This is a genomic window from Planotetraspora kaengkrachanensis, assembly GCF_016862895.1.
GTDB lineage: Bacteria > Actinomycetota > Actinomycetes > Streptosporangiales > Streptosporangiaceae > Planotetraspora > Planotetraspora kaengkrachanensis.
In genome coordinates this window covers 77,026-99,689 of the sequence record NZ_BONV01000024.1, presented here as the reverse complement: position 1 = coordinate 99,689, position 22,664 = coordinate 77,026, and the positions used below count along the sequence as shown (strand labels likewise).

Sequence of the window (22,664 nt, the reverse complement as noted above, 5' to 3'; positions counted from 1 at the left end):
CATTCCTGGAGGACACCATGACATCCTCGTCCGCAGACGCAGGTCTGCCCGCCGCTCCAGCGCGCCAGTCCCCCGTGATGGCCGTGCTGTCCCGCATCGGCCGTTCGCTCATGCTCCCGATCGCGACCCTGGCGGCCGCGTCGCTGTTCCTGCGCGCCGGTCAGGGCGACCTGCTCGGCCGTACGGACAACAAGACGCTCGACACGATCGCCGATCTGGTGGGCGGCGCGGGCGGCGCGCTCTTCGACGCGCTGCCGCTGCTGTTCGCCGTCGGCGTGGCCGTCGGCTTCGCCCGCAGGTCCGACGGCTCGACCGCGGTCGCCGCCGTGGTCGGCTACCTCGTCTGGGACCGGGTCACGCACCTGATGTTCTTCGACGTCTCCTCGGCCGACTCCGCGGTCCACGGGAAGGTGGTCCAGAGCGTCGTCGGAGCGGACGGCCAGCCCACCGAGGCGTTGAACCTGGCGTCGGCCAATCCCACGGGAGTGCTGGGCGGCATCCTCATCGGCCTCACGGCGGCCATCCTGTGGCAGAGGTTCTACCGGATCAAGCTGCCGGCCTGGCTGGCCTTCTTCGGCGGCCGCCGGTTCGTGCCGATCATCACCGCGGCCGCCGCGCTCATCCTCGCCGTCATCTTCGGCCTGATCTGGCAGCCGATCGGCCAGGGGCTCAGCAGCTTCGGCGAGTGGCTGGCCGACAACTCCACCGCCGGCGCCGGCATCTACGGCGTGGTCAACCGGGCGCTGATCCCCTTCGGCCTGCACCACTTCGTCAACTCGATCGTCTGGTTCACCGTCCCCGAGTGCACCGTGGGCGCCACCCAGGCCGCGGGCGACCTGAACTGCTACTTCGCCGGCCAGGACGGCGCGGGCGCGTTCATGGCGGGCTTCTTCCCGGTCATGATGTTCGGCCTGCCCGCCGCGGCCCTCGCCATGTGGCGCACCGCCCTCCCCCACCGCCGTGCGGCGGTCGGCTCCATCATGATCTCGGCGGCGCTGATCTCCTTCGTCACCGGCATCACCGAGCCGATCGAGTTCGCGTTCATCTTCGTCGCACCCGTGCTGTTCGTGGTCCATGCCCTGCTCACCGGCATCTCGATGGCGGTGGTCGCGGCGCTCGACGGCCGGCTCGGGTTCGGCTTCTCGGCGGGCGCCATCGACGCCGGGCTGAACTCGACGAAGGACAACACGCACAACTTCCTGCTGATCATGGTGATCGGCGTCATCTACTTCTTCGTCTACTACGGGGTGTTCACCTTCTTGATCAAGAAGCTGAACCTCAAGACCCCCGGCCGCGAGCCGGAGCCCGACGTGGACGCGGGAGAGACCGCGGAGACGGCTCCCAGTCGCGCCTGATCCATCCTCACCGGACCCACGCGTCATCCTCCCAGACGCGTATCGGGGAAAGGGGCGCCCGGCGATCCCGGGCGCCCCTTGCGCTTTCCAGGGGCGGGCCGCGCCCGTCGCGTTCCGCAGGCGAGCCTCACCCCCGTGGCTTTTCCGGCCGACGGGAAACGCCCGGCCCTCACGTCCGTAACGGACGGGAGGCCCTGACCACGAGATCCAACCCGCGGGAATCTCTCCGGCGAACGACCTCGAAACGACCTCTTGATCGGCAAAGTTGGCGGCCGTTGTATCAGCCCGCCGGACCGGAACCTCTATTAGGGGTCAGGTCACGACGACAAGGGAGTCCCGATGCGCAAGCCGATCCCCCTGCCGAGGCTCGCCTCCGTCCCCCCGGCGGACCCTCCGTACGACGACGAGCGCGGCCCGTACGCCGGCCCCGCCGCCACGTACGGCTCGCTGGCCCTGGCCCGTGAGCCCGGAGAGCACCGTGCGGCCCGGGGCCTCGGCGAGGGGACGCCGGGGCCCCGCGGCGGGCTCATCCTCTCCCCGAGGGGATCGGTTCCGGACGAACGCCGCCTGCGCGGCCTGGGACAGGCGATGGCCGAGATCCTCACCGGCCGCCGGCCGCCGGAGTCGGTTCAGAACCGGCTGTCCGAGCGGGCCTACCGGGGGCTGGTCAGGGCCGGGAAGATGATCGACACCCAGCGGCCGCCGATGGTCGGGCTGCCCCACGTCCAGCAGCCCGTCGAGGGCGTCCTCGAGATGTGCGTGCTCGTCCACTGCGGCGACCGGAGCCGCGTGCTGGCCCTGCGCCTGGAGCGCTTCGGCGTGCAGTGGCTGGTCACCGACTTCGAGACCGCCTGAAGCCCCCTGAGCGCCGCGAAGGGTGTCCGGACAACGCGAACCCCCGCCGGGGCCTGCCCGGCGGGGGTTCGTCGCGCCATGTCACGCCTGCGCGTTGCGCGGGTCTCCGTGGCACCGCTTGAACTTCTTGCCCGATCCGCACGGGCAGGGCGCGTTGCGCTCGACGTTGCCGTACGCCGCGCGCTGCTCCGGCGTGGACCGGACCCGGCTGACCTCGACCTCGCCGCTCTCGCCGGGAGCGGAGTAGACCATCTCGGCCGGCCTGGCGGGGCCGCGGAGCGCCTGGGCGATGATGGCGCCGGCCTCGGCGACCGCCACGTCCTCCTCGGCGTTCTCCTCCACGATCGGGTTCGACTGGACCTGCACCTCGAGGTTGTACAGGAAGCCGACCGACTCCTCCTTGATGCCCTCGAGCATCGCGGAGAACATCTCGAAGCCCTCGCGCTGGTACTCGATCAGCGGGTCCTTCTGGGCATAGGCACGCATGCCGATGCCCTCCTGGAGGTAGTCCATCTCGTAGAGGTGCTCACGCCACTTGCGGTCGAGCACGTGGAGGATGATCTGCCGCTCCAGGTCGCGCAGCGGCTGGGAGCCGATCTCCTCCTCGCGCCGGTCGTAGGCCGCGAGCGCGTCCTCCTTGACCTTCTCCGCGATCAGGTCCGCGTCGACGTCCTCGCGGGCGCCGCCCGCCTCCTCGACGAGCTGGTCGACGGTCACCGAGATCGGGTAGAGCCGCCTGAAGGCCTCCCACAGCTTGTCGAGGTCCCACTCCTCGGCGAAGCCCTCGCCGGTCGCGCCCTTGACGTAGCCGTCGACCACGTCGGTGACGAACGTGCGCATCTGGTCGTGCAGGTCGGCGCCCTCGAGGACGCTGACGCGCTCGCCGTAGATCACCTTGCGCTGGCGGTTCATCACCTCGTCGTACTTGAGGAGGTTCTTGCGGATCTCGAAGTTCTGCTGCTCGACCTGGTGCTGGGCGGAGGCGATGGCCTTCGACACGATGCCGGACTCGATCGGCACGTCGTCCGGGATGTTGAGCCGCGTCATGATCATCTCGACTCGGGCCGAGTTGAACAGGCGCATCAGGTCGTCCTCGAGGGACAGGTAGAAGCGGGACTCACCCGGGTCGCCCTGACGGCCGGAACGGCCGCGCAACTGGTTGTCGATGCGGCGCGACTCGTGCCGCTCGGTGCCAAGGACGTAGAGGCCGCCGGCGCCGACGACCTCCTCGTGCTCGGCCTTGACGTCGTCCTTGGCCTTCTCCAGAGCCTCGGGCCAGGCCTTCTCGTACTCCTCCGGGGTCTCCGACGGAGACAGGCCGCGCTGCTGCAGCTCGAGGTCGGCGCGGAACTCCGGGTTGCCGCCGAGCATGATGTCGGTGCCGCGGCCCGCCATGTTGGTGGCCACCGTCACCGCGTGCTTGCGGCCCGCCTCGGCGATGATCGCGGCCTCACGCGCGTGGTTCTTCGCGTTGAGCACCTCGTGCGGCACGCCCTGGCGCTTGAGCATCCGGGAGAGCTTCTCGGACTTCTCCACGCTCGTCGTGCCGACCAGGACCGGCTGACCGTTGTCGTACCGCTCCTTGATGTCGTCCACGCAGGCCTGGAACTTGGCGTCCTCGGACTTGTAGACCACGTCGGCCTGGTCCTTGCGGATCATCGGCCGGTTGGTGGGGATCGGGACGACGCCCAGCTTGTACGTCTGGTGGAACTCGTTGGCCTCGGTCGCCGCCGTACCGGTCATGCCGGCGAGCTTGGAGTAGAGGCGGAAGTAGTTCTGCAGCGTGATCGTGGCGAGAGTCTGGTTCTCGTCCTTGATGTGCACGCCTTCCTTGGCCTCGATGGCCTGGTGCATGCCCTCGTTGTACCGGCGGCCGTGCAGCACGCGCCCGGTGAACTCGTCGACGATCAGTACTTCGCCGTCGACGACGATGTAGTCCTTGTCCCTCTTGAAGAGTTCCTTCGCCTTGATGGCGTTGTTGAGGAACTGCACGAGGTGGGTGTGCTCGGGCTTGTAGAGGTTGTCGATGCCGAGGACGTCCTCGACGCGGTCGACACCGGACTCCAGGACGCCGACCGTGCGCTTCTTCTCGTCGACGACGTAGTCGCCCGAGCCCTCCTCGCCGTCCTTGCCCTCGACGCCGCGGCGCAGCCTCGGGACGATCTTGGCGAACTCGGTGTACCACTTGCCCGACTGCTCACCGGGGCCCGAGATGATCAGCGGCGTCCGTGCCTCGTCGATGAGGATGGAGTCGACCTCGTCCACGATCGCGAAGTTGTGACCGCGCTGGACGCACTCCTCCTTCTGCTGGGCCATGTTGTCGCGGAGGTAGTCGAAGCCGAACTCGTTGTTCGTGCCGTAGGTGATGTCCGCGTTGTACTGCCTGCGCCGCTCTTCGGGAGTCATGTTGGCGAGGATCACGCCGACCTCGAGGCCCAGGAAGCGGTGGATGCGGCCCATGGTGTCCGCGTCGCGCTTGGCCAGGTAGTCGTTGACCGTGATGACGTGGACGCCCTTACCGGACAGGGCGTTCAGGTAGGCCGGCAGCGTACACGTGAGGGTCTTGCCCTCACCGGTGCGCATCTCGGCGATGTTGCCGAGATGCAGGTTGGCGCCGCCCATGAGCTGCACGTCGAAGTGCCGCTGGCCGAGAACCCGGCGGGCGGCCTCCCGCACCGTGGCGAAGGCCTCCGGCATGAGGTCGTCGAGCGACTCCCCGTCCGCGTGACGCTGCTTGTACTCGTCCGTGAGCGCCCGCAGCTCCGCGTCCGACATACTTGTGAAGTCGTCTTCGATGGAGTTGACCTGCTCGGCGATTCGCTTGAGCTTACGCAGAGTCTTGCCTTCGCCCGCGCGAAGGATCTTGTCAAGAATTGCAGGCACTTTCGTGAGCTCCTCGCAGGTCTACCTCGGCGGATCGGCCGGGGTCTGAGGACGAGATACTTCCCCACGGCCATCGTAGGCCGTTCCATCACCAGACACAGCCACCGGCAATCGGACGGAGCGGCGCGTCATCTCGCCTGTGTACAACGGGGGAACCGGTCCACGGGTTCCCCCAATGTGCGGACCGAGACGTTCATCGGGTAGAAATCGGGTATGGCAGAGAGCGCACATCAAGGCAGCCACGGCGGAAGCGCCAAATCCTGGCTGGCGGTCACCGTGATCCTGATCGGCTTCACGGTCGGCGGGGTCGCCCTCACCATCGGGCCCGACTGGTTCCTCTTCTGGGTCGGCGCGGGGATCGTCGCGATCGGCGGCCTGCTCGCCTTGGCGTTCGACATCTTCTCCGACGTGATCGTCGACGCCCCGCGCGACATCCCGGCTCTGGAGCACCACTCGCCCTTCGAGCAGCGGCACTGATCCACCCGCCTCCACAGGTGCAACCGCTCTAAGCGTTTTGTCGGTCACGCCATCTAGCATCTGCAGGTGTGACCGACCTGACCGCCGACGAGGCCCGCCGCATCATCCTGCGAGCCCAGGGATTCCTCGGCGCCGGCTCCCGGACGGGCGGCGTGCCCGCCATGCTCCGGCGGGTGGGCGCCGTCCAGCTCGACACCATCTCCGTGCTCGCCCGTTCGCACGAGCTGATCGCCTACGCGAGGCTCGGCGCCGTCGGCCGGACCGCCGTCGAGCGCGCCTACTGGCACGACCCGGCGCGCACCTTCGAATACTGGTGTCACGCCGCCTGCATCCTCCCGCTGGAGGACTGGCCCCTGTACGGCTTCCGCCGCCGGGCCTACCGCGATCGCCGCTACCGCTGGCACGAGGTGCCGCCCATCGTGGACAAGCTCCTCGACCAGGTCCGCGCCGACGGACCGCTCATGACCGGCGACATCGGCGGCGCCCGAGTCGACCTGCGCGCCTCCGGCACGACAGAGGCGGCCGGGTGGTGGGACTGGTCCGACTCCAAGATCGCTATTGAGTTCCTCCTGGACATCGGCGAGGTCGTCTGCACCAGGAGGATCGGCTGGCGGCGGGTCTACGACCTGGCCGAGCGGGTGATCCCCGAAGAGCTTTTCGCCGACGACCTCCCCGACGCGGTGGGTGTCACGGGCCTCACCCGGCTGGCCGGGCGCGCCCTCGGCGTGGCGACCCGGGCCGACCTGGTCGACTTCACCCGGGTGAAGGGCAAGCACGCCGAACTGCTGGACGACGCCCTCCTGAGCGGGGCCGCCGGTCTCGTGCCGGTGCACGTCGCCGGGTGGCCGTCTCCGCGGGCCAGGCGTGGCGAGAGCGTCGTCGCGGCGGCCAACGCGTGGGCCGACCCGGCCGCCCTGGAGTCGGAGCCCCGCGGCCGTCACCGCACGACGCTGCTGTCGCCCTTCGACTCGCTGATCTGGGAGCGGGCGCGTGCCGAGCGGATCTTCGGCCTGAACCACCGCCTGGAGGCCTACGTGCCGAAGGACAAGCGGATCCACGGCTACTTCGCCATGCCGGTGCTCGCCGGCGGAAGGATCATCGGCCGGGTCGACCCGGCGCGTGAGGGGACGACCCTGGTCGCCCGCCAGGTCGGATTCGAACCCGGCAACGGCGGCCCGGCCAAGGTGGCCGCCGCGATGCGCGACGCGCTCTGGGAGGCCGCGAGCTGGGTGGGCTGCACGGACGTCCGAGTCGAGCGGGTGACCTCACCCGCTCTCGAAGCGCCCCTGCGCGCCGAGCTCGCTAGGTGATCTCCAGGAGACGCTCGCGCACGGCGTAGACGACCGCCTCCATGCGGGAGTGGAGCTGGAGCTTCTCGAGGATGTTGCGGACGTGGTTCTTCACCGTGTTCTCGGAGATGAACAGGTCCTTGGCGATCTCCCGGTTGTTCATGCCCTTGGCGACCAGCCTGAGGACCTCCATCTCCCGGTCGGTCAGCCGGGGCACCGGCAGTTGCGGCGGCCGCTCCGCCTCCTTGCGGCTCATGTTGGCGAACTCGCTGATCAGCTTGGCCGCCATCGCCGGGTTGATGAGCGACTGGCCCTCGTGCACGCCGCGCACGGCGTCGGGCACCTCGTCGATCTGCACATCCTTGAGCAGATAGCCGGTGGCGCCGGCCTTGATCGCCTCGAAGAGGTCCTCCTCCTCGTCGCTGACCGTGAGCATGATGATCCGGGTGCTCGGCACGGATTCCTTGATGCTCCTGGTCGCCCCGATTCCGTCCTGCCGCGGCATCCGGACGTCCATCAGGACGACATCGGGCAGGAGGCGGTCGGCCAGGCCGACCGCCTCCTGCCCGTCGCTCGCCTCGCCGACCACCTCGATGTCCGGCTCCGCGGCCAGGGCGAGTTCCAGGCTGCGGCGAATCAGCGCATGATCATCGACGATCATCACGCGGATCGGCTCACGACCGGATGCTCGGGCCGCCTCGTCGGGTCGGGTCACGGAACCTCCTTGCGGGGGCCAAGGACGCTGGATCGCCATCATTACACGGGTTTCGCGCTCAGTGCTGATCTTCGTCTTGCCGAATGCGCAGATCCGTGGATTCCGCACGGGTGGTCTACGGGGGACGGCTAGCTCTCGATGAGCCTCAGCACACCGTAGTCGTAGCCTCGCCGCCGGTAGACGACGCTGGGCTGGCCGCCTTCCTTGTCGCGGAACAGATAGAAGTCATGGCCGACGAGTTCCATCTCCAGGAGCGCCTGCTCGATCGTCATGGGATCGGCCTCGTGGAATTTCTCGCGAACGACGAGCGGCCCGTCACCGTCCATCTCGATGGGAACGACGGCCTCGGCGGGGCCGCGCCGTTCCTGGGCGAACTCGACCGCGGTCGCGGGGATCGCCCGCCCGGTCTCCTCGATCGTCTCCAGGCCGCCCTCGCCCATGAAGGCCGTGATCTCGGCCACGGACGGCGGGCAGCTCTTGCCATGGTGGATCTTGCGCCGGTCTCCGAGCCGGCGCAGGCGCTCGACCAGCTTCCCGAGCGCGATGTCGAGTGCGGCGAATCGATCGTCCGCCGCCGCTTCCGCGCGAATGGCAGGACCACGCGAGTGGATGGTCAGCTCCACCCGTTCTCTTTGGCCGCTCACGCGGTTGCCGGCCTCCTTGGAGACCTCGACATCCACGCGAATGAGCTTGTTGTTCAGTCGTTCGATCCTGGCCAGCTTGGTAGTCGCATGATCGCGGAATCGGTCACTCACTCCGGTGTGCCGTCCCTTGACGATGATGTCCACACAAAGCCCCCCTTCGCATATCGACTGTGGTTCCGCGGCACCCGCCCGTCCGACCTGGTCTTCGTCCCCACATCCGCCTGCTGAGGGGTTCGCAGCTCAGTCGCCACTACTGCCCTTCTCTTCTTGCGGGGGACATCTGGACCCCCGGGAAGGCAGGACTTACCTCTAAGCCGCACCGTGATCGGTCGACCAAGAGTCGCCTTACGTGGACCGTTTTGCCTGCGGCTGGCATCGGCTAGCCAGGCCGATCCCCCGAGGGAGAGAGGCCCGGTGCAACCACGGACCCGGACGGGTGCCATGTCTGCACGCTAGTCCTTGCCGCGCCGAATGTCAGCCAGGAGATCCGCCAAACGATCACTGTCTGTGATGTTGCAACGATCCCGTACACCGCCGAGAACGATCACTCGACGATGGAATCCCCGCGCGCGGCGCACTCCTTCTTCCAGGTGAGCTGGAGGGATCTAGGGTGAAGGTCACACAGGTGTGTCCTGGCGGTCAGCATGAGAATTGGCCAACCTTTACTCTCCGTTACAAAGAGAGACTTGACGGCCCCGGCGTGTCGCCGTTCGATCCGGCTGTCGGTTCCGCGCCGGGCGTGCCGCACGCGGTGACGCCCGGCGAGGCGTCGCGGCGACGGTGATCGCCAGAGCGGCGGGGATCCCGGCGGCACCGAGCGCCCGCGCGGCCTCGGCCAGCGTCGCTCCGGTCGTGACGACGTCGTCGACCAGCACGACGCGTGCGTGCCCCACCAAATCGGGACCGCCGTCCACGACGCCGTACGCTCCCGACAGATTCCGGGCGCGCTCGGCGGATCCGAGCCCCGCCTGGTCTGCCACCCGTCTGCCCTGCCGCAGCACCGGCGCCGAGGTCGCGTGGAGTCCTAGCTCATGGAGCCGGACCGCCGCCGCCGAGGCGAGCGCCCGCACCGGGTCGTGCCCGCGCCTACGTGAGGCCGCACGGGCGCTGGGGACCGGCACCAGCACCAACGGGACCCTCCGGCCGCCGACGGCCTCCAGGGCCGCTACGGCCACGGCGGCGAGGCTCGCCCCCAGCACGGGGGCGAGAGCCGTACGGCCGCGCTCCTTGTAGGCGAGCACCATGCGGCGGGCGGCGCCGTCGTAGCCCGTCGCCGACCAGCACTCCGGCAGCCCGGGCGGCGCCGGTGAGGGAGGGCGGGCGGCGGGAGCCCTGACGAGCTCGGCGGCGCACGAACGGCACGCCATGGATCCGGCGGCGCCGCAGCCGGCGCAGCGGGCCGGGAGGATCAGGTCGAGGAGCGCCGCGAGCACGGGGAAACCCTGTCAGCCGCCACCGACAACCGGCACGCGGCCCGGTCGCACCGACAACCGGCACGCGGCCCGGCCGCACCGACAACCAGCACGCGGCCCGGCCGCACCGACAGCCGTCAGGCGGTCCCGGCGCGGACGACCGGCACGCGGTCCCGGCCCCACCGTCGACCCGCGGGCGGTCCCGGCCGGGTCCCTGCTCAGCCGAGGGGGTAGACCGGGTTGGTGGCGCCGTCCTTCGCGATGGCGATCCAGGCCTTCTTGTCGACGTTGTACGTGCGGACCTCGCCGTCGTCGTCCGCGCTGGCGAGCACGTGGTCGGGCGGCGCGGCGACGATGGAACCGATCTCGGCCTGCGCGTCCAGCTTGATCGCGGCGTCGGGGACCTCCATGCCCTCCATGACCGACCACGTGGACAACTCCTGGCCGGCGTTCCCCTTGGAGAGCACGAGGAGGCTGGCCGCGTCCTGCCAGGCGATGTCCACGATGCGCTGGTGGGTGCGCGGGTCGAGCCGCTGGACGTTGGTGATCGTGGCGTCCTGTCCGGTCCTGACGATCGTCCCGATCTCGACCGCCTCATCCGGGCCGTCCGCGGTGATCATGGCCACGCGGGCCCCGTCGCGGGACACCCGGAGCGCGAGGACGCGGCTTTCCGCCAGGTCCTTGTCGATGTTCACGCGGCGGGCCTGACCCGCCATCGCCCGCCAGACGCGCGTCTCGTGGTCGCCGACCCGCTCCGCCGTCCATACGGCGCCGTAACGATCCCACGAGGGCGCGGTCAGGTCCTTGGTCTTGCCTGCGATCCAGCGCTGCCACTGGCCGTCGAGCACGGTGGTCGTCACCCAGATCCCCTCGTCGCCGACGAGCGCGGCGACCCGGGGCGAGGGCTCGCCAGAGATCGCGGGGTCGGAGAACTTCGCGTCCGCGGTGCCTGCCGCCCCGTACACGAGTTCGCCGCCCTTCTCCTTCGTCCGGTACAGCTTGCCGCCCTGCATGTAATACGCCTGCGGCTGGGAGGGCAGCACGTTGGGATCGAACTGCAAGTAGTCCCGGGGGTTGAACCGCAGTTCCGTCCCCCGGAAGGGCTCCCCGTCGACCCGGATCTCGACGGTCCTGCCCGTCACCAGGTCACCCAGCGTCCACGAGAGCTGCGCCTTCATCGCCTCGATGCGGTCGGCGGAGACCGACTCCACCGGGGACGTGAAGTCGACCACGACCGTGTCCCCCTCCACGGTGATCTGGTTGAGATCCGTCCCGTCGGGGAACGCCGTGCTGACCGAGTTCCTGATCGAGGCCGTGGGGCCGGCGAGGAGCCTGCGGACCACCGTCTCCGGCACACCTGTGCTGGGGTTGATCGGCACCCACACGCGGTCGACGACGAGTCCCTCCGACTGGGTGGCCGGAGGGTAGTAGAGGTCGACCTGCCGGTAGTCCCGCTTGAGGTCGTCGGTCGACAGCAGACGGGCGTCGGGCGGCTCGTCGATCCGCCACTGCGCGCCGTCCGCTCTGGCCAGGCTGAACTGCTGGGCCACCGACCCGGAGGCCGGGGTGTACCGCCCCTCCGAATCGATGGTGGCGACCGCCGTGCCCTTGAGGGTGACCGTCGTGTCCTTGGCGTCCTGGAGGTTCTGGCCCGAAGGCCCCTCGGGCACGAGCTTGCTCTCGAAGACCGTCGTCTGCCGCCAGGGGTTCCACTTCTGCGCCGCCGCCGGGGTGAGGTACTGCCGCGCGACGGAGAGCGTCGGATCGTCGAAACTGGCCATCGCGGCCTGGAAGCCCTTGACGATCTCCTCCGGAGAGGCGTCCTTGATCGGCGGCGTCGCGATCATGCGGACGTACGGCTGGTTGAGCGAGTCCCTGCTGTTGTCCTCCTCCGCCGCGCGCGGGCTGCCCGTCGTGGGCACGACGGCGCAGGCGGCGGCCATGGCCGCAAGGGCGAGGCTCAGTGCCGCGAAGACCGTGGCGCGGCCGGCGACGAGACGGCCGCGCCGTCCTCCCGCTCCGGGGTTGTCAGTCCACATCGAAACCACCCGCGTCTGCGTTCTCCAGCGACCGCGCGCCGACCTCCGCGACGGCCGGGGCCATGACGGGGGTGGCGTGGCCGCGCCAGGCGCGCCGGATCTCGACCTCGGGCGGCACCAGCGGAAGCGGTGAGCCGCGCAGCTCGGAGCCGGCCAGCCGCGGCAGCGACAGCCGGAACTGCGTGCCCTCGCCCGGCGAGCCCCAGGCCTGGAGCCATCCGCCGTGCAGCATCGCGTCCTCGCGGGAGATCGCCAGGCCGAGCCCGGTACCGCCGATCGTGCGCGCGCGTGACGGGTCGCCTCGCCAGAAGCGGTCGAAGACCAGGTTCTCCTCCCCCGGTTTCAGCCCGACGCCGTGGTCGCGTACGGCCACGGCCACCGCGTCCCGGTCGGCGCCGAGGGTGACGACGATGTCTCTGCCCTCACCGTGCTCGATGGCGTTGAACAGGAGGTTGCGCAGGATTCGCTCGACCCTGCGGCTGTCCACCTCGGCCATGCAGTGCTCGCTGGGAAGCCTGAGCTCGAACCTGGTGGCCTGGCGCTCGGCGAGCGCCTCGGAGTCCCCGACCGCGCGCAGCACGACGTCGCGCATGTCGACGGACTCCACGTCGAGGGTGGCCGCGCCCGCGTCGTACCTGCTGATTTCGAGCAGGTCGGCGAGCATCGACTCGAACCGCTCGAGCTGGTTCTGCATGAGCTCGGCCGACCGGGCCGCGGCGGGATCGAAGTCCTCCCTGCTCTCGTAGAGCAGGTCGGCGGCCATCCGCACGGTGGTCAGCGGGGTGCGCAGCTCGTGGGACACGTCGGACACGAACTGCCGCTGCACCTGTGACAGCTCCTCGAGCTGATGGATCTTCAGCGCCAGGTTGGAGGCCATCTCGTTGAACGAGGTGGCCAGGCGTGCGAGGTCGTCCTCGCCCCGGACCTTCAGCCGCTCCTCCAGCCGTCCGGCCGCCAGCCGTTCCGCGGCCTGGCGCGCGAGCCGTACGGGGGTGACGACCTGCCGGGTGACCAGGTAGGCGATCGCGGCGAGGAGCAGGACGAGCGCGACGCCCACGCCGATCAGCACCCGCTGGACGGCGAGCAGCGTCGTCTCCTCCGAGTTGAGCGGGAACAGGTGGTAGATCTCGTAGGAGTCGTTGACCCGGCCGCCGATGGCGAGACCGCTCTCCGGCGCCTTGTTCCCCAGGTAGCGCAGGGTCACGGGCTGGGTGTAGAGCACACCCTCCTCGCTCGCCTTGACCTTGGCCCGCAACCGTTCGGGGATGCTGCTGTAGTCGATCTTCCCTGAGGCCCGGCCGTCGCCGATGCCGTCGTCGTTGAAGACGACCACGTCGTAGCGGCCGCCCGATCGCTCCGTGAGCGCGGAGACGGCGGAGTCGACGGGATTGGCGGCCAGCCCGCCCGACCCGCCCTCCGGTGACGCGTCGGCGACCTCGGCGGTCTGGGGTGCCAGATATCCGCTCGCCGTGGCGATGTTCGCCCGCGACTCCTCGACCGCCGCCAGCTCGCGGCTCTTGAGGACCGATGTCGCGATCGACTGCATGAGGAAGACGCCGAGCACCGCCACGACGGCCATCGAGATGACCAGCGTGCTGGTGACCACCCGCAGTTGGAGAGAGCGCCGCCAGATCCTCCGGACCATTCCGGCGGCGCGCCGAGCACGCCTGCGGACTCCCCGCGCGATCTGACGCGGGGTCCTGCGGCGAGGCTTCTTCTTCGCCGGAGCGGCAGCGGGCATCGTCGGCGCCCTTATGTCAGGCCGGCCCGGCCTTGTAGCCCACGCCGCGGACCGTCACCACGATCTCCGGGTGCTCGGGGTCCTTCTCGATCTTGGCGCGGAGCCGCTGGACGTGCACGTTGACCAGTCGCGTGTCGGCGGCGTGCCGGTAACCCCAGACCTGCTCGAGGAGCACCTCGCGGGTGAACACCTGGCGCGGCTTGCGGGCCAGGGCGACCAGGAGGTCGAACTCGAGCGGCGTGAGGTTGATCGTCTCGTCGGCACGCTTCACCGAGTGGCCGGCGACGTCGATGGTGATGTCGCCGATCTGGAGGATCTCGGGCGTCGGCTCGTCCGTGCGGCGAAGCCGCGCGCGAACCCGCGCGACGAGTTCCTTGGGCTTGAACGGCTTGACGATGTAGTCGTCCGCGCCCGACTCCAGGCCGAGCACCACGTCGATGGTGTCGCTCTTGGCGGTCAGCATGACGATCGGCACACCCGACTCCGCCCGAATCCTGCGGCACACGTCGATGCCGTCGGCGCCGGGCAGCATGAGATCGAGGAGCACCAGGTCGGGCCGAGTGTCGCGGAACGCGTCAAGCGCCTTGTCGCCGTCCGCGACGAACGACGGCTCGAACCCCTCCCCGCGCAAGACGATGCCGAGCATCTCGGCGAGAGCGGCGTCGTCGTCGACGACCAGCACACGACCTTTCATGGGCCCTCATTCGTTCTGCACAACCGGGAGATTTGGGCGTTTGTCACAGGTTCATCCGAAGGTTACCGGTGGCTGCCGCTTACGTGTTACACGACCATGACAAAGGATGCAGTTTAAAGGGCTGAGGAAGAACGCGCGATGATCTGACCAGATGCGGCCACAACGGTGGGGAACGCTTCAGACATGACACGTTCCAAGTCTGCGCCCGAGGAGGCCGTTTCTGCCATCCCCGTAACCGGCTGATCACCGACCGGCCACAGCCGTACCGCTCGGCCGGGGGTCACTCAGGCGATCACCGTGCCATGACTCCGTACATCATGCCAGGATTGGGACATGACAGACGGCCCTGGCCCCACCCCCGAAGTGCCACCAGGCTGGGCTGCCGAGCAGCCTCCCGCGTACGGACGAACCGACGGCGCCTGGACCGCTCCCGGATCCTCCGGCGGGCCCCAAGCCCAGGGACAGCCAGGGCAGGCCGCCCCGCCTCCCTCCCACCCGCAGTACGGCGGTCAGCCGTACGGGAGCGGCCAATACGGCGGGCAGCCCTACGGGGGGCAGCAATACGGCGGCCAGCCCTACGGAGGGCAGCCCACTGGACAGCAATACGGCGGGCAGCAGTACGGGCAACAGGGTTACGGGCAGTACCAGACGGGGCCCTACGGCGCCTATCCGCCGGCCCCGCACGGCTATCGCCCGCAGGCGCCGCGCCCGGGAATCATCCCGCTGCGCCCGCTCGGCGTCGGAGACATCCTCGACGGCGCCATCAAGCTGATCCGGTCGAACCCCCGGTCCACGCTCGGCCTGTCGGCCATCGTGGCGGCCATCGGCGCGATCCCGCTCACGATCACACAGGTGATCTCCAACCGCACCATGAGCCAGATGCTGAACAACCCGGAGTCCTTCGACAGCGACTTCCCGGTCGGCAACGTCGTGGCGCAGTACACCGGGCTGTTCCTGTCATCGATCATCGGCTTCATCGCCACGACCATCCTCACCGGCATTCTGATGCGGGTGCTCGGCCGGGCCGTCTTCGGCGGCCGCATCACGGCCGGGGAGGCCTGGAGGTCGGTGAAGTCCCGTTTCTGGGCCCTGTGCGGCCTGGTGCTCCTCCAGGGTCTGATCATCGCGGCACCACTGTTGATCATTGCGGCGGTGCTCGTCGTGCTTTTCGTCAGCCTTGCCTCCGGCAACGTGGACATGGCCCCGGAAACCGGCGTACTGATCGGCGGACTCACCGTCCTGTCGGTGATCGGGTGGTTCGTCTATTACGCGTTCTTCAACACGAAGTTCGCGCTGGCCGCGCCCAGCCTGGTGCTCGAGCGGCGTGGCCCCACCGACTCCCTGCGCCGTTCGTGGCGGCTGGTGAGAGGCGACTTCTGGCGGGTGTTCGGCATCCTGCTCCTCACGTCGATCCTCGTCTTCCTCCTCGGCGGCGTCCTGTCCGTGCCCTTCTCCCTGGTCTCCTCCTTCCTCGGCTTCAGCGGGACGTCGGTGGGCGTCACGGTCCTGGCCGCGTTTCTGGGCTTCCTCGGGAACGTGCTGACCCCGATGATCACCTATCCGATCACGGCGGGTGTTCACGGGCTGCTCTACGCCGACCGGCGGATGCGGGCCGAGGCGTTCGACCTCGTCCTCCAGACGGCGGCCGGGCGGAACCAGCAGCAGGGCTGGGTGCACGAGAGCGTCGACGACTACTGGCACCCCTCCTACGCGGCGGCCGAGCCCGGCGTCCGGTACGACACGGGCGCGTACGGGACGCCCGCCTACGACGCGGGCGGACAGCAGTACGGCACGGGAACCACGCACCCCTACGGCGCTCCGGCGACCACCCCCTACGCGGCCCCGGGCACACCCGCTCCTCCGGCCACGCCCTACGGGTCTCCGGGGTCACCGGCTCCGGGGAGCGCGGCCGAGCCCGCCCCCGGGGAGCCGGGAACGCCGCAGCAGGGCTCCACGGGGACGCCTCCACACGAGCCGCGGCCGTGACCCTTTTCTTGTCGCCGTCCCTCGCGCTGCTCGGGGCGCCCGTCGACATCGGGCGTGACCAGGCGCAGCAGGAGGCGGCGCGGGAACTGCTCAAGCCCGGCTACCAGCAGGAGGGCTTCTTCGACCGGATCTATCGGATCGTGAGCCAGTTCCTCGGCGACCTCGTGAGCATCGGCGGGGGCGGAGCGGGGAGCGTGGTCTCGCTCGTCGTCATCGTCGTGATCCTGGCGATCCTCGTGGCTCTCCTGTTCTGGGCGATGCGCCGCATGTCCCGTGGCCGCCGTACCGCCGCCGCGGTGTTCGGCGGCCAGGAGCGGACGGCCGAGCAACATCGGGCGGAAGCGGAGCGGCTCGCGTCGGAAGGCGACTGGACTGGAGCCGTCCAGGAACGTCTCCGGGCGATCGCCCGAGGGCTCGAAGAGCGCGCCATCGTCAGCCCGCTGCCCGGCCGTACCGCCCTCGAACTGGCCGAAAGCGCGGGGCGGTCCCTGCCGGCCCACGCGTCCGACCTGCGTACGGCCGCCCGGGTGTTCGACGACGTGACCTACGGCGAGGTGGCGGGGACCCCTGAGGCCTACGCCGTTCTCAAGGACCTCGACGAGAAGCTGGCGGCCGCCCGCGTCGTGCTGGAGGTCTCCGCATGACGCTCCAGACGGCCGAGCGGTCCTTCTCCGTCTCCCCCACGGCCCGCGGCGTCTGGCGGCGGGGGCGTGCGATCGTGCTGGTCGGCGCGATCGTCGTGATCGCGGCGGTCGTGCCGCTCCTGCTGCCGTCAGGGTCGCCCCAGGGTGGCACCCCGCTCGATCCCGGCGACTCCTCCCTCGTCGGCAGCAGGGCTCTGGCCCAGGTGCTCGGCGCGCACGGCGTAGAGGTCCGGCGAGTGGGCGACGTCGCGACGGCGCTCGCCGCCGCGGGCCCCGACAGCCAGCTCCTCATCACCGATTCGGTCTCGCTCACGCAGGGGGAGGCCGGCCGCATCGCCGCCGCACCCGCCGACAGGCTGATCGTCGGAGACGTCCCGCACCTGGACGTGCTGGCACGCGGCCTCACCGCCGAGATCGGCGGCACTCGCTCCCGGTCGCGGGCGCCGGAGTGCGGACTGCGCGAGGCGACCCAGGCGGGCGACGCGTACATGGGCGGCACGGCGTTCACCGCGCCCCCGGGATCGACCGGCTGCTACCCCTCGGACGGCAAGCCGACCCTCGTCCGCTACGTGGTCGACGGCCATACGGTGACCGTGGTGGGCGACGGCCAGTTCATGACGAACCTCAGGCTGGCCGAGGACGGCAACGCCGCACTGGCCACGAACCTGGCGGGCACGAAGCAGCGGCTCATCTGGCTGGTGCCGCCGGCCCAATCCGACCAGACCTCCCAGCCGTCAGGCCCGGACGGGTCCGACGGGTCGGGCTCCGAGCCGAAAAGCATCGGCGACCTGATCCCGGGAGGAGTGGGCTGGGCGGTCCTCGAACTCGTCATCGCGGTGGGCCTGGTCGCCCTGTGGCGCGGGCGGCGGCTCGGCCCGGTCGTCGCAGAACGCCTTCCTGTGGTGGTGCGGGCGGCCGAGACCGTGGAGGGCAGGGGTCGTCTGTACCGGGCCCGCCGGGCACGGGACCGGGCGGCCATCGCCCTGCGCGCGGCGACGACAGACCGCATCACCCCACGCCTGGGGCTTCCCCGCACGGCCACGCCCGACGAGATCGTCACGGCGGTCTCCGTGCGAACCGGAGTGGATCCGGGACAGGTACGGCAGGCGCTGTACGGCGGCGCTCCCGCCGACGACGCCGGGCTCGTCGCCCTGGCCGGATTCCTCGACACACTCGAAAGGCAGGTACAAGACTCGTGACGACACCTGGATCCGGGGCCTTCGGAGCCGGAGCCCCCCAGCCGGCCACGCCGGGGGCCGACGCGGCGCGGGAGGCGCTCGCCACGCTGCGGGCCGAGGTGGGCAAGGCCGTGGTGGGGCAGGACTCCATCGTCACCGGCCTCGTGATCGCCCTGTTGTGCCGCGGGCACGTGCTGCTCGAGGGCGTCCCCGGCGTCGCCAAGACGCTCATGGTCCGCGCTCTCGCCTCCACCCTTTCGCTCGATTTCAAGCGGGTGCAGTTCACCCCCGACCTGATGCCGGGCGACGTGACCGGCTCGCTGGTCTACGACGCCAAGTCATCGGAGTTCGAGTTCCGCGAGGGCCCGGTCTTCACGAACCTGCTGCTCGCCGACGAGATCAACCGCACGCCGCCGAAGACCCAGGCCGCTCTGCTCGAGGCCATGGAGGAGCGCCAGATCAGCGTCGAGGGCACGGCCCGCGCGCTCCCCGATCCGTTCATCGTGGCGGCGACCCAGAACCCCATCGAGTACGAGGGCACCTACCAGCTCCCAGAAGCCCAGCTGGACCGGTTCCTGCTCAAGCTGACCGTTCCGCTGCCTCCCCGGGAGCAGGAGATCGCGGTGCTCGAACGGCATGCGCTCGGCTTCGACCCCCGCGACCTGACCCACCTCAAGCCGGTGGCGACCACGGCCGACCTGGAGGCGGGACGCGAGGCAGTCAAGCAGGTGCACGTGGCCCCTGAGGTGCTCGGCTACATCGTCGACCTCGCCCGGGCGACGCGGCAGTCGCCGTCGCTGCAGCTCGGCGTCTCCCCTCGAGGCGCGACGGCCCTGCTCGCCGCCTCTCGGGCGTGGGGGTGGCTGTCGGGCCGTTCGTACGTCACTCCCGACGACGTCAAGGCCCTGGCCCGGCCGGCGCTGCGGCACCGCGTCCAGCTGCGTCCTGAGGCGGAGCTCGAGGGCGCCACTCCTGACGGCGTCCTGGACGGCATCCTGGCCTCGGTCCCCGTCCCCCGCTGAGGTTCTTGGAGTGGGTTCTTGGAGTGATCATGCACAGGCTCGCGGGCTGGCCGCCTGACCTGGCATTACTCCTGGCGTGATCATGCACAAGTTCGCGATCAAGTGGGCTGACCTGGGAAGATGGAGTTCGTGATCATGCACAGTGTGGCGGGAGCCGTACGAGAAGGAAGGGCGGCACCATGGCGCTGACGGGACGCGCGGGGCTGCTCGCGGCCCTCGGCGCCGTCGTGGTCCTCTTCGCACCGCGGCCGGGGCTCGCGGTGCTGGGCGTCGTGCTGCTCATCGCCTGCCTGATCGTGGTCGACCTGGCCTTCGCGGGCGGGGTGCGCCCCCTGCGCTTCAGCCGTGAAGGCGAGCGGCTGGTACGGCTCGGCCAGTCGGTCACCGTCGGGCTGATCGTGGAGAACCCCGGCCCGCGCCGGGTCCGCGGCGTGCTGCGCGACGCCTGGCCGCCCTCGGCGGGAGCCGCGCCCCGGCGACTCCACGTCGACGTGCCGCCGGGAGAGAGGCGACGCCTCACCGTCACCCTCACCCCCACCCGGAGGGGCGACCGCGAGGCGGTCACGGTGACGGTCCGCTCGCTGGGGCCGCTCGGTGTGGCCGGACGGCAGGGGACGCATCGGGTCCCCTGGTCGGTGCGGGTGTTGCCGCCGTTCCTGAGCCGCAAGCATCTCCCGGCCAAGCTGGCCCGCCTCAGGGAACTGGACGGCCAGCACCCCGCGCTGGTGCGCGGCCAGGGCACCGAGTTCGACTCGCTCAGGGAGTACGTCGTCGGCGACGACGTGCGGTCCATCGACTGGCGCGCCAGCGCGAGGCGCCGCGACGTCGTCGTGCGCACCTGGCGTCCGGAGCGTGACCGCCGGGTCCTCATCGTGCTGGACACCGGCCGCACCTCGGCGGGCCGCGTCGGCAAGGCCCCGATCCCCCTGGCGTCGGAGCCGCCCGAGGGCGACCGCCCGGACCCGGGCGACGACGGGCCTCGTCCGGCGCCCGGATGGCCCCGCCTGGACTGGTCGATGGACGCCGCGTTGCTGCTGGCCGCCCTCGCCGCCCGCGCCGGCGACCGCGTCGACTTCCTCGCCTACGACCGCGCGGTCCGCGCCTGGCTCGCGGGATCGTCTCGCACCGAGCTGCTGTCGTCCCTGGTCAACGTGATGGCGCCGATCGAGGCCGAACTCGTCGAGGCGGACTCGGCCGGAATGGTGGCGGCCGTCCTCGCCAGAGCGAAGCGCCGCTGCCTGGTGGTGCTGCTGACCGACCTCAACGCAACCGCGATGGAGGAGGGCCTCCTGCCCCTGCTCCCGCAGTTGTCCTCGCGGCACCTGGTGCTCGTGGCGGCGGTCGCCGACCCGCGCGTCGCGGCCATGGCCTCCGGACGCGGTACGGCGGAGCAGGTCTACGACGCGGCGGCGGCCGAGCAGTTGCGGGGCGAGAGACGGCGGATCACGTCTCTGCTGCGCCGCCACGGCGTCGAGGTCGTGGACGCCCTCCCTGAGGACGCCGCCTCCGCGCTGGCGGACGCCTACCTCGCGCTGAAGGCGGCCGGCCGTCTCTGACGCGCGGTCAGCTGGTCGGGGCCAGGTCGGGGGCGAACTCGATGTCTCCCGTCTCGTTCCGCCGCACGGCTCGGCGTCCGAAGAAGATCACATAGGTGAGGAAGAGGACCTCGGCGAGCACGCCGATGCCGATGCGCGCCCAGGTGGGCAGCCCTGACGGCGTGACGCCGGCCTCGATGAGCCCCGAGACGAACAGCACGGCGACGAGCCCCAGCGCGACGCTCATCACGGCCCGCCCCTGCTCGGCGAGGGCCTCTCCGCGCCGCCGCGGCCCGGGGTCGATGATCGTCCAGCCGAGGCGCATCCCGGCCCCGGCCGCGAGGAAGACGGCGGTGAGCTCCAGCAGCCCGTGAGGAAGGATCAGCCCCCAGAAGATGTCGGCCTTGCCGTTCGCCGACATGAGGCCGCCGAGGAGACCGACGTTCGCCGAGTTCTGGAACAGGATGTAGGGGATCGGCAGACCCAGCAGGACCGCGGACGCGATGACCTGCATGCTCAGGTACGCGTTGTTGATCCACACCTGCCCGGCGAACGACGCCGCCGGATTCTCGGAGTAGTAGTCGGCGAAGTCGTGTTCGACCAGCTGCCTGATGTCCTCGGGAGTCCCGATCGCGGCCTGGACGTCGGGGTTCTTGGCGATCCACACGCCGACGACCCACGCGAGGACCAGGGAGGCGAGGCCCGCCCCCAGCCACCACCTGCGCGCCCGGTAGGCGACCACGGGGAACGACACCGTGAAGAACCTGACGACCTCGCGCCAGGCCGGGGTGTGCGCCCCCGTGACGGCGGACCGGGCCCGGGCGACCAGCGCGGAAAGGCGGCCGACCAGGATGGCGTCCCTGGAACCCGACCGGACGATGGACAGGTGCGTCGCGGCCCGCTGATACAGCTCGACCAGCTCGTCGACCTCCGCGCCGTTCAGCGATCGACGCCGCCGGACGAGGTCTTCAAGCCGGTCCCAGCTCGGCTTTCCGGCCGCGACAAACGCATCGATGTCCACAGATCAAACCCTATCGACCGGCGCACAGTAGGGTGCGAGTGTGTCAGAAGTAGTGACGGGCGAGGCCGTCGTCGTCGAGGTCCGGATCGCCCAGTTGCCCAGTCGCGCGGCGGCCTTCTTCATCGACTGGCTCGTGCAGACGGCCGCCGTGATCGCGATCTCCCTGCTGCTGACCAATGCGTCCTTCATCACCGACGACGCGCTCACCGCTGGCCTGGCGATCCTGTTCTCCGCGCTGGTCGCCGTCGGCTATCCGGTGATCTTCGAGACGGTCAGCAGAGGACGTAGCCTGGGCAAGCTCGCGCTCGGGCTCAGGGTCGTGAGCGAGGACGGCGGGCCCGAGCGGTTCCGTCAGGCGCTGTTTCGCGGACTGGCAGGGCTGGTGGAGTTCTGGCCGCTGTTCGGCGCTCCCGCGATCATCACGTCACTGATCAACCAGAAGGGCAAGCGGCTCGGCGACATCTTCGCCGGCACGATCGTCATCGGCGAGCGCTCGCCCCGGCAGGCGCCGCCGCCCCCGATGCCGCCGCAGCTCGCCGGATGGGCCTCCACACTGGAGCTGTCCCAACTCCCCGACGAACTGGCCAACACCGCCAGGCAGTACCTCTCCCGCTGGCACCAATTGTCGCCGTACGCGCAGCACGACATGGGGATGCGGATCGCGGGCCTGGTCAGCGCATGCGTGGCGCCCCCGCCCCCGCCGGGCGTCCCGCCGCACGCCTACCTCGCCGCCGTGCTCGCCGAGCGCCGTCATCGCGCGCAGGTGCGGCTCGCGCAGGCCCGGGACTCCGCCTCGCCGTACGGCCAGGCTCCCCAGTGGGCCGCGCCACCATATGACGGCGCGCCGGGCTCGCCCTACGGCGGAACAGCCCCATACGGCGGAGCAGCCCCGTACGGCGGGCAGGCTGCCCCGTACGGCGGGGCGTCTGCGCGTCCCGGCGGGGAGGCGCCGGCTCCTGCCCCAAGCCCGCCGCAGGCCCCGGTGGAACCCTCCGGCCCCACCCCGGGTGGATTTGTCCCCCCCACGTGAGGTGTAGAGCCCGATTGGAGGGGCATGGGTTCCCCGTGCAGGTCATGGGGCCATGCCTGCTAATGGGGTTGAGGTGAGGCACGACCATGTGCGGAGGAGAGGCCGCACGGGTCGTGCCCACCGTCCTTTTACGGCCTTTCCCCG

18 protein-coding genes are annotated in these 22,664 nt (G+C 70.3%); 10 read left to right on the top strand and 8 right to left on the bottom strand.

Annotated features, from left to right (window positions below; translation table 11 throughout):
* Positions 1-17: 17 nt before the first annotated feature.
* The gene (locus tag Pka01_RS23730) at positions 18-1,355 is read left to right on the top strand and encodes a PTS transporter subunit EIIC (RefSeq protein ID WP_203885055.1); all 1,338 of its coding nucleotides are present in this window, start codon (positions 18-20) and stop codon (positions 1,353-1,355) included.
* 339 nt (positions 1,356-1,694) lie between these two features.
* Complete coding sequence (locus Pka01_RS23725; protein WP_203885054.1) at positions 1,695-2,210, top strand: Rv3235 family protein; 516 nt, start codon at positions 1,695-1,697, stop codon at positions 2,208-2,210.
* A gap of 81 nt (positions 2,211-2,291) precedes the next feature.
* Here the strand turns inward: Pka01_RS23725 and secA are convergent, their stop codons facing one another.
* Positions 2,292-5,093, bottom strand: coding sequence for a preprotein translocase subunit SecA (gene secA, locus Pka01_RS23720; RefSeq protein ID WP_203885053.1), 2,802 nt, complete (start codon positions 5,091-5,093; stop codon positions 2,292-2,294).
* Between the two features lie 213 nt (positions 5,094-5,306).
* Here secA and Pka01_RS23715 point away from each other — a divergent pair, with 213 nt between their 5' ends.
* Both Pka01_RS23715 and Pka01_RS23710 read left to right on the top strand, forming a co-directional pair.
* Positions 5,307-5,570 carry an HGxxPAAW family protein gene (locus Pka01_RS23715; protein WP_203885052.1) on the top strand — a complete coding sequence of 88 codons (264 nt, stop codon included), beginning with the start codon at positions 5,307-5,309 and terminating at the stop codon, positions 5,568-5,570.
* 68 nt (positions 5,571-5,638) lie between these two features.
* A complete protein-coding gene (locus Pka01_RS23710; RefSeq protein ID WP_239115240.1) occupies positions 5,639-6,880 on the top strand; it encodes a winged helix-turn-helix domain-containing protein in 1,242 nt (413 codons plus the stop codon).
* On the opposite strand, the gene Pka01_RS23705 is transcribed toward Pka01_RS23710, so the two are convergent.
* The 6 genes from Pka01_RS23705 to mtrA all read right to left on the bottom strand — a co-directional run bounded on the left by Pka01_RS23705 (position 6,873) and on the right by mtrA (position 14,104).
* Positions 6,873-7,574, bottom strand: a complete 702-nt coding sequence (locus tag Pka01_RS23705; protein WP_203885051.1) for a response regulator — start codon at positions 7,572-7,574, stop codon at positions 6,873-6,875. The genes Pka01_RS23710 and Pka01_RS23705 overlap by 8 nt on opposite strands.
* 128 nt (positions 7,575-7,702) lie before the next feature.
* A complete protein-coding gene (gene hpf, locus Pka01_RS23700; RefSeq protein WP_203885050.1) occupies positions 7,703-8,362 on the bottom strand; it encodes a ribosome hibernation-promoting factor, HPF/YfiA family in 660 nt (219 codons plus the stop codon).
* Positions 8,363-8,880: 518 nt separating this feature from the next.
* Positions 8,881-9,651, bottom strand: coding sequence for a ComF family protein (locus Pka01_RS23695; protein ID WP_203885049.1), 771 nt, complete (start codon positions 9,649-9,651; stop codon positions 8,881-8,883).
* 197 nt (positions 9,652-9,848) lie between these two features.
* Positions 9,849-11,669: an LpqB family beta-propeller domain-containing protein gene (locus tag Pka01_RS23690; protein WP_203885048.1), complete on the bottom strand. Its 1,821-nt coding sequence runs from the start codon at positions 11,667-11,669 to the stop codon at positions 9,849-9,851.
* On the bottom strand, positions 11,659-13,410 hold the full coding sequence (gene mtrB, locus Pka01_RS23685) for an MtrAB system histidine kinase MtrB (RefSeq protein ID WP_203885047.1): 1,752 nt from the start codon (positions 13,408-13,410) through the stop codon (positions 11,659-11,661). Before mtrB ends, Pka01_RS23690 begins: the two co-directional genes overlap by 11 nt.
* A gap of 16 nt (positions 13,411-13,426) precedes the next feature.
* On the bottom strand, positions 13,427-14,104 hold the full coding sequence (mtrA, locus tag Pka01_RS23680; protein WP_203885046.1) for an MtrAB system response regulator MtrA: 678 nt from the start codon (positions 14,102-14,104) through the stop codon (positions 13,427-13,429).
* 333 nt (positions 14,105-14,437) lie between these two features.
* On the opposite strand from mtrA, the gene Pka01_RS23675 reads away from it, so the two are divergent.
* The 5 genes from Pka01_RS23675 to Pka01_RS23655 all read left to right on the top strand — a co-directional run bounded on the left by Pka01_RS23675 (position 14,438) and on the right by Pka01_RS23655 (position 20,490).
* Entirely contained in the window at positions 14,438-16,090 is a 1,653-nt protein-coding gene (locus tag Pka01_RS23675) for a DUF7847 domain-containing protein (RefSeq protein ID WP_203885045.1), read from the top strand.
* Positions 16,087-16,734: a DUF4129 domain-containing protein gene (locus Pka01_RS23670; protein ID WP_203885044.1), complete on the top strand. Its 648-nt coding sequence runs from the start codon at positions 16,087-16,089 to the stop codon at positions 16,732-16,734. Before Pka01_RS23675 ends, Pka01_RS23670 begins: the two co-directional genes overlap by 4 nt.
* A complete protein-coding gene (locus tag Pka01_RS23665; protein ID WP_203885043.1) occupies positions 16,731-17,933 on the top strand; it encodes a DUF4350 domain-containing protein in 1,203 nt (400 codons plus the stop codon). The genes Pka01_RS23670 and Pka01_RS23665 overlap by 4 nt, the downstream gene beginning before the upstream one ends.
* Positions 17,930-18,934, top strand: a complete 1,005-nt coding sequence (locus Pka01_RS23660; RefSeq protein WP_203885042.1) for an AAA family ATPase — start codon at positions 17,930-17,932, stop codon at positions 18,932-18,934. Before Pka01_RS23665 ends, Pka01_RS23660 begins: the two co-directional genes overlap by 4 nt.
* 179 nt (positions 18,935-19,113) lie before the next feature.
* The gene (locus Pka01_RS23655) at positions 19,114-20,490 is read left to right on the top strand and encodes a DUF58 domain-containing protein (protein ID WP_203885041.1); all 1,377 of its coding nucleotides are present in this window, start codon (positions 19,114-19,116) and stop codon (positions 20,488-20,490) included.
* Positions 20,491-20,497: 7 nt separating this feature from the next.
* Here Pka01_RS23655 and Pka01_RS23650 read toward each other — a convergent pair whose 3' ends face one another.
* Complete coding sequence (locus tag Pka01_RS23650) at positions 20,498-21,490, bottom strand: stage II sporulation protein M (RefSeq protein ID WP_203885040.1); 993 nt, start codon at positions 21,488-21,490, stop codon at positions 20,498-20,500.
* 40 nt (positions 21,491-21,530) lie between these two features.
* Here Pka01_RS23650 and Pka01_RS23645 point away from each other — a divergent pair, with 40 nt between their 5' ends.
* Positions 21,531-22,520 (top strand): RDD family protein, encoded by a 990-nt coding sequence (locus tag Pka01_RS23645; protein WP_239115239.1) that lies wholly within the window; start codon positions 21,531-21,533, stop codon positions 22,518-22,520.
* Positions 22,521-22,664 lie beyond the last annotated feature (144 nt).